The organism is Streptomyces sp. NPDC046122 (assembly GCF_056429965.1).
Map to the genome: position 1 here is coordinate 1 of NZ_JBWKLQ010000033.1, position 9,710 is coordinate 9,710.

Below are 9,710 nucleotides of genomic sequence, written 5' to 3' on the forward strand. Positions count from 1 at the left end.
GGAGAGGCGCGTCCTGCTGGGGAGGGGGGGGAAAGGGTGGGGGGGAGGGACGGGGTGGGTGCCCGCCCCCCCCCCGCCGCCGTTCACCGCCCGCCGCCTGCGCCTCCCGCTCGCCCACCAGCCGCCGCCGTTCCCCGCCAGCCGCTCACCACTCGCCGTCTTTCACCGCCCGCCCGCGTTCACCAGCGCGCCGGATCCTCGTCCGCCACCGCGAAGACCGACCCGTCGGGCGCCGTGGCGAACACCCTGCCCGGAGCGACGACGGGGGCGGGAAGCGCCGCCGCGAAGGTGTACCGCCCCGTGCCCATACGGGGCGCCGTCTGGCCCAGCAGCTTCCCCCGGGCTGCGTCCACAGCCAGCAGCCGCCCGTCCGCCGCCGAGAGGTAGACGCGGTCCGCCGTGACGACCGGCCGCGAGGCCCGGCTGACCGACGTCTCCAGCCGCCACCGCTGCGCCCGCTCGGCGCCGAGCGCACGGCCGGTGTCGACGGCCACGAGCGAGCCGTTGACGCCGAAGAGGTACGCCGTGTTCCCGCGCACCGCGGCCTGCGCCTGGTCGAGCGGCGTGACCAGCGGGATCCGGCGGGCGGTACGGGCCCCGGTGTCGAGGCGGACGACCGCCCGCGTCAGGCCGTCGGTGTCGTCGGCCAGCAGGAACAGCACGCCGTCCGAGACGGAGACCGGGCTGAGCATCCCGTTCAGCCGCTCCTCCCACAGCGCTTCGCCGCTGCCGGGGTCGACCGCCACGATCGCGGTCGACGTACCGTCCTGCGACGGGGTGGCGGCGTACGCGGGCCCTTCGCCGTCGGGCGACGTGACCCACAGGGAACCGGTGCCGCCGTGGCTGCGGGTCCAGCGGGCCGCGCCGGTGGTGTTGTCGAGGGCCTTGACGGTCCCGTCCGCGCTCACCAGCAGCACCGCGTCCGCCGTGTGGCGGACGAGCGGACCGCCGGGGAGTTTCACGCTCCAACGCCGGGCGCCGGTGCGCGGATCCAGGGCCTCCAGCCGGTCCCCGCCCGGCGGCACGACGTGCAGGAGCCCGCCGGCGAGGACGGGGGTGCCGTCGTCGAGGGAGGCGCGGGAGGCGTCGGCCGCCTTCTTCGACCAGCCGATCTGGCCGTCCGCCGGGTCCAGCCGGGAGGCCGCCACGCCGCGCGCGCTGCAGTAGAGGGAGCCGCCCGCGTACGAACAGGCGGCCGGGTTGCTCCCGGCGCCGGCCCGCAGCGACACGGCCCAGGGCCGCACGGCCTCTGCGGCACTCCGCTTCCCCTCCACGGCGGGCACCGCGCCGGGCCGGCCGTCGTCCACCAGCGTGCGTACGCCGAGAACACCGCCCACGGCGAGCGCGGCCACGGCCACGGCGAGCACGGCCCGACGGGCACGCCGCGAACCGCCCGCGCGCCGGGCCGCCGCCGCCCCGGCCGGAGCACCGGACGACCCGCCTACGGCCACCTCGTCCGGACCGGCACCGTCGCCCGCCCTGCCGTCACCGACCGAGCCCACAGCACCGGCCGTACCGGCCTCCGCGTCCTCCCGCCCCGCCTCGTCCCGGGCCCACCCCTCTGCGGCGCGCTGCACCGGTATGAACGCCTGAGTGTCGTCGGCGGTCGGGTACGCCGCCGACCGCAGCGCCGCCATCAGCGCGTCCGGCGTGGGCCGGTCGGCGGGATCCTTCGCGAGGCAGCGCGCGAACAGCGGCATCAGGGCTTCCGGTACGCCCGTCAGGTCCGGCTCGTCGTGCACCACCTGGTACGCCACGATGTACGGGCTGTCGGAGTCGAACGGCCCGCGCCCGGTGGCCGCGTGCACCAGCACGGACCCCATCGCGAACACGTCGGCGGCCGGCCCCACCTCGCGCGGGCGCTGGAACTGCTCGGGCGCCATGAACGGCGGCGTACCGATCAGCTTGCCGGTCTCCGTACGCAGATCGCTGTCGGTCGGCCGGGAGATGCCGAAGTCGATGACCTTGGGTCCGTCGGCCGCCAGCAGCACGTTGCTCGGCTTGAGATCGCGGTGCACCACGCCGGCCCGGTGGATGTCCCGCAGCGACTCGGCCAGCCCCGCGCCGAGCCGAAGCAACTCCTGCGTGCGCAGCGGACCGTTCCGCTTGACGCGCTCGGCGAGGGTGGGGCCCTCGATGAACAGGGTGGCCATCCACGGGCGTTCGGCGTCCGTGTCGGCGTCCACGACCGGCGCTGTGAACGCGCCGCTCACCCGCCGGGCAGCGGACACCTCCTGCCGGAAACGGGCCCTGAACTCGGGATCCGCCGCGAAGTCGGCGTGCACCACCTTGACCGCGAGGCGCAACCCGGAGCCCGAGGTGGCCAGATGGACCACACCCATGCCTCCGGAGCCGAGCACGGCTTCGAGCCGGTACTGCCCGGCGTAGTCCGGATGCTCCGCTTCCGGTGACCTCCCGGTGCTGCGCAGCGGCGGCATCGTCCACCCCCGTGTGAATCGTCCGCAAGCGAGACGCACGGAGCCTAGTCGATGATGCGTGCGATGTCGGTGGCACTTGCTAGCCTGCGCGGCGTACGGAGAAGGCACACCGACGGGGGAGGGGCCTCATGGCCGTAGGAGAAGTCGAGGACAGTGTGATGGACGCCGCGGAGGAGGTCGCCGCCACCGCGGAGACCCTGGCGGTGCGGTACCCCGTGGCCCCCGGCTACCGGGTGAACGTACGCAGCGGCCCCGGCACCCACTACCGGATCGTCAAGGTCCTGCCGTACGACGCACGCGTCCCGATCAACTGCCAGTGCCCCGGGACGACGGTGACCGGGCCGTACGGCACGACGAACCTCTGGTCCAACATCGCGAACGGCCAGTTCGTCTCGGACGCGTACATCAGGACCGGCAGCGACGGGTACGTGGCCGTGCGCTGCGCCTGATCCGCCCGCTCGCCGGCCCGGGGATAATCGACCCCGTGAGCGAGAACACCGACGGCACCCCGACCCCCACCGCGCCCGCGGGCGGCGGCCCCCAGCCCGAACCCATCCGGTTCTTCGGCACGACCTGGGTGAACCGCGACCGCGGGTACGGGCTGCGCCGGGCCGGGGTCGCCGCGGGCTCGCTGGCGGCCGCCGTCGCGGGCTGCCTCGTCCTGCGCTTCGCCTACCAGGGCCTGGCGATCGCGGACGTCGGCGGCTTCGTGAACATCCTGGTCGTGGCCATGTTCGCGATCTGCAGCGCCATCGCCTTCCGCCGCACCTGGGAGGGGTACGCATGCCGCCCCGACCCCGTGGCCGAGGCCCAGCTGCGCAGCCTGAAGGCCATCGGCTTCGTCGGCTCGCTCCTCGCCTGCTTCTTCCGTGCCCTCACCGAGGCCCCCGGCGAGAAGCTGCGCCGCAGCGAGTACGAACAGGCCGTCACCCAGTACGAACGCCGCCGAGGCAACCGCACGCGTAACCCCGCAGCCCGCAAAACCCCCCGAAACCGCCGCTGACCCCACCCGATGGCAGGCGCCGGGGGCCACCCCGACCGATCCTGCCCAGGCACAAGACCCGAGCCACCCGCCGACCCCACCTTGCAAGACCCGCACGTCGCGGCCGAACCCCGTCGCGTACGTGCACCCCACCAGCAGCGCCCCACCGAGGCCCACCCCGTACCGGGCCTTGCGCAGGCACCGGCCCCAAGGCCGCCCGGTTCCGCCCGGTGCAGCTCGGGATCCGAACGGCCCGCGCCCCGCCCCGTGCAGCAGCACCCCCCACCGCCCCACGCCGTACCGTCCACCCCTCCAGCGCCGTCGGGCACGCGTGGTCGACGTGGCGCAGTCCGCCCAGGTGCAGCTGTACGGGCCGGTCGGACGGCAGCGCCTCCAACGCGTCCAGCAGCTTCGGGAGCCGCAGGAACGTCGCGTTGCCGCGCACCCGTACCCGCAGCCCGTCCGCCGCACCCAGATCCTCCGTCTCGACCTGCACCTGACTCGTGTCCCACGCGGTCTTCGCGACAGCGAGCAACAGCTCCACCAGCACTCCCTCGAGCAGGTTGATGCCACGATCGCCCCGGTGGTCACCACGAGCACGACCGCCTCCCCGCGATGCTCCCGCCACAACGGCACCACCTCTCGTACGAGAATGAGCTTCCACCCCGCGTGCACCAGCACCCCCGCCAGCGCCGCCACCGGAATCACCCCCAGCGCGGCGGGCACGGCGGCCGCGAACACCAGCAGCCACACCCCGTGCAGCACCCGCGAAACCTTCGTGCGCGCCCCCGCCCGCACATCGGCGGCGCTGCGCACGATGACGGCGGTCATCGGCAGCGCGCCGAGCGCCCCGCAGACCGCGTTGCCCGCCCCCTGCGCGATCAGCGCCCCGAGGCCGTACCGCTGGACCGCTTCGTACCCGAGCACGGTGAGTCCTCGCCGTCGGGCCGCTCACGTGCAGGCTGCTGCCAGGCAGGACGCCCGCGACGAACCCGCCGACGATGCCGGTGATCAGCCCCAACTCGGGCGGTACGCCGGACGCGACGGCGACGCCCACGCACAGGGGTAGTGCGACGAGGAAGACGACGAGCGAGGCGGTGAGGTCGGTCCGGCGCAACGACAGGCATCGCAAGAGGCACCTCCGCCTGGGGGACAAAGTGCTGCTCATTGTCCTTACGGGGAGTTGGACATCCCAGGACTTTCCGTGATGGATGGGTGGCCGTCGAAGCCTGAAGGAGGCGGATGTTCCGCTTCCGATCACACCCCCGCCCGCCTGCGCCGCCCACGCCCCCACCGCGAACGCGCCCTTCACTCCCCCCTCCTCCTTGACGAGTGGGCCCCTCGGAAGCATATTCAACACATGATGAATTGCTCCAGCGCCACTGGTCCGGCCGACCCGCCGGACGGACCGGCCGTGACCGCCCACGACCTCACCGTCGTACGCGGCGCCCGCACTGTCCTGCGCGGTCTGCGCTTCACCGTCGCCCGAGGCGGGATCACCGGCCTCCTCGGCCCCTCCGGCTGCGGGAAGACGACCCTCATGCGCGCCGTGGTCGGCACCCAGGCCAAAGTCACCGGCACCCTCGAAGTCCTCGGCCACCCCGCCGGCGCCGCCCCCCTGCGCCCCCGCATCGGCTATGTCACCCAGGCCCCGTCCGTCTACGCCGACCTGACCGTGCGCCAGAACCTGGACTACTTCGCCGAAGTCCTCCAGCCCGGCCGCGACCACCGCGAAGCCCGACACGACGCCGTCACCCGCGCCATCGCCGACGTCGACCTCACCTCGCACGCGGACGCCCTGGCCGGCAACCTCTCCGGCGGCCAGAGCAGCCGGGTGTCTCTCGCCGCAGCCCTCCTCGGTACGCCCGAACTCCTCGTCCTCGACGAGCCGACCGTCGGCCTCGACCCGGTCCTGCGCCGCGACCTGTGGACCCTCTTCCACACCCTCGCGGACCGCGGCACCACCCTCCTCGTCTCCTCGCACGTGATGGACGAGGCCGAACGCTGCCACCGCCTCCTCCTCATGCGCGAGGGCGAGATCCTCGCCGACGGCACCCCTGACGCCCTCCGCGCCCGTACCGGCTCCGCCACGGTCGAAGATGCGTTCCTTCGCCTGGTCGACGATGCCGACTCCCGTCAGGAGACGCTCCGATGAACGCATCCCGCACCCTCGCCACCGCCGCCCGCGTCCTGGCCCAGCTGCGCCACGACCGCCGCACGATCGCGCTCCTGCTGCTCATCCCGGTCGCGATGATCACGCTGCTGCGCTTCGTCTTCGACGCCTCGCCGCGCACCTTCGACTCGATCGGCGCGTCACTGCTCGGGATCTTCCCGCTGATCACGATGTTCCTGGTGACGTCCATCGCCACCCTGCGCGAACGCAGCTCGGGCACCCTCGAACGCCTGCTCGCCATGCCCCTGGCCAAGGCCGACCTCATCGCGGGCTACGCCTTGGCCTTCGGCGCCCTGGCCGTCGTCCAGTCGGCCCTGGCCACGGGGGTCTCCCTCTGGCTCCTGGACCTCGACGTGGTCGGCTCCCCCTGGCTGCTCCTGCTGATCGCCCTCCTGGACGCACTCCTCGGCACAGCGCTGGGCCTCTTCGTCTCCGCCTTCGCGGCATCGGAATTCCAGGCAGTCCAGTTCATGCCGGCCGTGATCTTCCCGCAGCTGCTCCTGTGCGGCCTGTTCACTCCGCGGGAGGCGATGCAGCCGATCCTGGAGGCGATCTCGAACGTGCTCCCGATGTCGTACGCCGTCGACGGCATGAACGAGGTCGTGCGCCACACGGACGTCACGGCCACCTTCATCCGCGACGCGACGATCGTCGCGGCCTGCGCCCTCCTGGTCCTGACCCTAGGAGCAGCCACCCTCCGCCGCCGCACCCCGTAACTCCGCTGGCCCCGCCTCCCCTCATCACACCCACCCACGTCCCCCACGCCTCACCAGCCCCCACCGGCGCGCACATGCACACCGAACCCGTACGCCCGCCCCCACCACCGGTCACATGCAGGCCCACAACATCAGGCGCCCCCCGCCCCGCCGCCGCCCACGGGCACCCCGCAACCGACCCCCCACCCAACACACGGACACCCGCCCCCACCCCTCACCCGCCGCGCCGGCACGGCGCCCACTCGCGGTCGCCCACTTCGCTCGGACAGAAGTCGACGCGCCCCGTACGCACTCCCGTCAGCCCACCCCTGCGGGCCGAGCACCCGGCACCGAGCAACCAGCACCCGGGCTGGCACCCAGCACTGGTCCCAGCGCCCGGGCACCGAGCACCCGGCACTCAAACACTCGGGCACGGGGCACCTAGCCCCCGCACCTGGGCACCGAGCACTCAGCACAGAGCACCCGGGCCCGAGCACAGCACTCCGCACCCAGCATCCGGGCACCGAGCGCCCGGATCCCAGCACCACCATCCACCACCCGCCGCCCACCTCAGTCCGTGGCATCGCAGCACCCCCGCCCCCACCCCAGTCGACCCGCGGCGCGCCCCCACCCGCACTCACCACCCCATCCCCCCACCCCCTCCCAGCCCGTCCGGCGCTTGAGGACACGCCCGCAGGGCGTCCGGGGCCGGAGGCCGGCCGCAGTTCGGGCAGGGGCGGGCACGGGCAGGGAAAAAGCGCCGCGCAGCGGATCGCCCGCACGCCCCCACCGCAACGTCCCGCCCACCGGACACCACCGCCCACCCCCCACCCCCGGTGCGAAGATGTCCCCGGGACGCCGGAGCAACCGAGGCGCACCCCGAACGAACGCGCACCCACACGCACGCAGCCCCACCGGCGAGGTGAACCGCATGACCCAGACAGTCGCAGTCCTCGGCACCGGAAAAATCGGCGAGGCCCTGCTCAGCGGAATGATCCGCGCCGGCTGGCGCCCCGCCGACCTCCTCGTCACCGCCCGCCGCGCCGAGCGCGCGGAAGAACTCCGCGCCCGCTACGGCGTCGAGCCCGTGACCAACGCCGAAGCCGCCAAGCGGGCCGACACCCTCATCCTCACGGTCAAGCCGCAGGACATGGGCAAGCTCCTCGACGAGCTCGCCCCGCACGTCCCCGCCGACCGCCTCGTCATCAGCGGCGCCGCCGGCATCCCCACGGCGTACTTCGAAGAGCGCCTCGCGCCCAACACGCCCGTGGTCCGCGTCATGACGAACACCCCCGCCCTGGTGGACGAGGCGATGTCCGTCATCTCAGCCGGCACCCACGCCACCGCCGAGCACCTCCTCCACACCGAAGAGATCTTCGGCGGCGTCGGGAAGACGCTCCGCGTCCCGGAGACGCAGCAGGACGCGGCCACCGCCCTCTCCGGATCGGGCCCGGCGTACTTCTATTACCTCGTCGAGGCGATGACCGACGCCGGCATCCTCCTCGGCCTGCCCCGCGCCCAGGCCCACGACCTGATCGTCCAGGCGGCCATCGGCGCGGCGGTGATGCTCCGCGACAGCGGCGAGCACCCGGTGAAGCTCCGCGAGGCGGTCACCTCGCCCGCCGGCACCACCATCAACGCGATCCGCGAGCTCGAGAACCACGGTGTACGAGCCGCCCTCATCGCCGCCCTGGAAGCCGCCCGAGACCGAAGCCGCGAACTGGCCTCCGGCAACGGCTGACGGCACGGTCAGCCCGCCCGGCGCCGGGGCGGCCGACACCGCCCCGACGCCGGGCGCAAGCCGAACACCAAACCCACCGGGAGTCAGGAGCCGGGAGCCGGAAGCCGAGCTCCGAACCGGCCCCCGACCCCAACCTCCAGGGCCGAGCCCGTCCCCCGGCCCGCCCCACCTCCCACCGCCTCACCCCGCAGGCAGCAGCCCGATCGCCCGATACGCGGCGTCCACCGTCGGCCGCGCCGTCCCCCGAGCCCGCTCGGCCCCCTCCCGCAGCACCTGATCCACATAACCGGGATCGGCCGCCAGCTCCGCATGCCGCTCCCGCACCGGCCGCAACAGCTCGACGACGGCTTCCGCCGTGTCCTTCTTCAACGCGCCGTAGGAGTCGTACGCACCGGCCAGATTTTTCGGGTCCTCTCCCGAACAGGCCGCGAGTACGTCGAGCAGATTCGCCACCCCGGGCTTCTCCTCCCGGTCGTACTCCACATCGGTCCCACTGTCGGTGACGGCCCGCATGATCTTCTTCCGCACCACCCCCGGCTCGTCGAGCAGATAGACGATCCCCGCTGTGGCAGCGTGCGACTTCCCCATCTTGGAAGTGGGGTCCTGAAGATCCATGACCCGGGCGGCGACCTCCGGACGGGTGGCCTTCGGCACCACGAAGGTGTGCCCGTACCGCTGGTTGAACCGCACCGCCAGATCCCGCGTCAGCTCGACGTGCTGCGTCTGGTCGTCCCCCACCGGAACCTCATCGGTCCCGTACGCCAGGATGTCCGCGGCCATCAGCACCGGATACGTGAGCAGCGACAGCCGCACACTCTCCCCGGCCGCCCGCGCACGCACGCTCTTCTCCTTGTACTGGATCATCCGACGCAGCTCACCGTCCGTGGCTGTGCATTCCAGTACGTACGACAGGCGCGCGTGTTCATCCACATGGCTCTGCACGAATACCGTGCACGACGCCGGATCCAGACCCGCGGCCAGCAACAGCGTCGCCGCCTGCCGACTGAGCCGCCGTACCCGCGCCGGATCGTGCTCCACGGTCAGCGCGTGCAGGTCCACCACGCAGAACAGCGCGTCGGCCCGGTGCTGATCGGTCTCGGCCCACCGCCGTACGGCCCCGAGATAGTTGCCCAGCGTCAGGTGCCCGGTCGGCTTGACCCCACTGAAGATCCGCGTCATCTCTCTGCCTCCTGGTAGGAGCCGCCGCCACCGGCGGCCGGCCCCCGGGAGGGGGAACGCGAACGGCCGCCGTAGCGGCGGCCGTTGAGCGCATACGTGTCTGCCGGCCGCCGTCAGGCGGCCCGCCACCCCTGGGTGTACGTACGCGAAGTCATGGGACTCACCATAGCGGCGGAGCCCTCGGTTGACAGGGGATTGACGCCTACGTAGTGTTCTCCGAGTTGTCCGACGTGAGCACCGGCCCCGGCCGGCCCCGGACAGCCATTCCGCAGTAACCACTGAGCGAGCGACTGTCGTCGCCCCGTTCTTGTGCGCATTTGCGAAATGAGGAATCCATGTTCGAAGGAACGACACCCGATTAGCTCGGGAGCCAGGATTCCGCTAATGTCTCACTCGTCGGAACGGCTCAACAGCCGGAAAGGCGAAACCCGCTGACTGGGAGTCAGGCCCGAAAGGATCTGATAGAGTCGGAACCGCCGGAAAGGGAAACGCGAAAGCGAAG

7 protein-coding genes and 2 pseudogenes are annotated in these 9,710 nt (G+C 72.7%); 5 read left to right on the forward strand and 4 right to left on the reverse strand.

Annotation, left to right across the window (positions count from 1 at the left end; genetic code table 11):
* Positions 1-179: 179 nt before the first annotated feature.
* Positions 180-2,438 carry a protein kinase domain-containing protein gene (locus AC07FK_RS33675; RefSeq protein ID WP_479108712.1) on the reverse strand — a complete coding sequence of 753 codons (2,259 nt, stop codon included), beginning with the start codon at positions 2,436-2,438 and terminating at the stop codon, positions 180-182.
* A 128-nt stretch (positions 2,439-2,566) separates the two neighbouring features.
* On the opposite strand from AC07FK_RS33675, the gene AC07FK_RS33680 reads away from it, so the two are divergent.
* Both AC07FK_RS33680 and AC07FK_RS33685 read left to right on the forward strand, forming a co-directional pair.
* Positions 2,567-2,887 (forward strand): peptidase, encoded by a 321-nt coding sequence (locus AC07FK_RS33680; RefSeq protein WP_479108713.1) that lies wholly within the window; start codon positions 2,567-2,569, stop codon positions 2,885-2,887.
* Between the two features lie 35 nt (positions 2,888-2,922).
* Entirely contained in the window at positions 2,923-3,441 is a 519-nt protein-coding gene (locus AC07FK_RS33685; RefSeq protein WP_479108714.1) for a hypothetical protein, read from the forward strand.
* Between the two features lie 259 nt (positions 3,442-3,700).
* On the opposite strand, the pseudogene AC07FK_RS33690 reads toward AC07FK_RS33685, so the two are convergent.
* Both AC07FK_RS33690 and AC07FK_RS33695 read right to left on the reverse strand, forming a co-directional pair.
* Positions 3,701-4,305, reverse strand: a pseudogene (locus AC07FK_RS33690) (SulP family inorganic anion transporter); the annotation flags it as partial.
* A gap of 112 nt (positions 4,306-4,417) precedes the next feature.
* Positions 4,418-4,771 (reverse strand): annotated as a pseudogene (locus AC07FK_RS33695) (hypothetical protein); the annotation flags it as partial.
* Positions 4,772-4,780: 9 nt separating this feature from the next.
* Here AC07FK_RS33695 and AC07FK_RS33700 point away from each other — a divergent pair.
* The 3 genes from AC07FK_RS33700 to proC all read left to right on the forward strand — a co-directional run bounded on the left by AC07FK_RS33700 (position 4,781) and on the right by proC (position 8,029).
* Positions 4,781-5,575, forward strand: coding sequence for an ABC transporter ATP-binding protein (locus AC07FK_RS33700; protein WP_479108715.1), 795 nt, complete (start codon positions 4,781-4,783; stop codon positions 5,573-5,575).
* The gene (locus tag AC07FK_RS33705) at positions 5,572-6,309 is read left to right on the forward strand and encodes an ABC transporter permease (protein WP_479108716.1); all 738 of its coding nucleotides are present in this window, start codon (positions 5,572-5,574) and stop codon (positions 6,307-6,309) included. Before AC07FK_RS33700 ends, AC07FK_RS33705 begins: the two co-directional genes overlap by 4 nt.
* Before the next feature lie 910 nt (positions 6,310-7,219).
* A complete protein-coding gene (gene proC / locus AC07FK_RS33710; protein ID WP_479108717.1) occupies positions 7,220-8,029 on the forward strand; it encodes a pyrroline-5-carboxylate reductase in 810 nt (269 codons plus the stop codon).
* 180 nt (positions 8,030-8,209) lie between these two features.
* Here proC and trpS read toward each other — a convergent pair whose 3' ends face one another.
* Complete coding sequence (gene trpS, locus AC07FK_RS33715; protein ID WP_479108718.1) at positions 8,210-9,208, reverse strand: tryptophan--tRNA ligase; 999 nt, start codon at positions 9,206-9,208, stop codon at positions 8,210-8,212.
* Positions 9,209-9,710 lie beyond the last annotated feature (502 nt).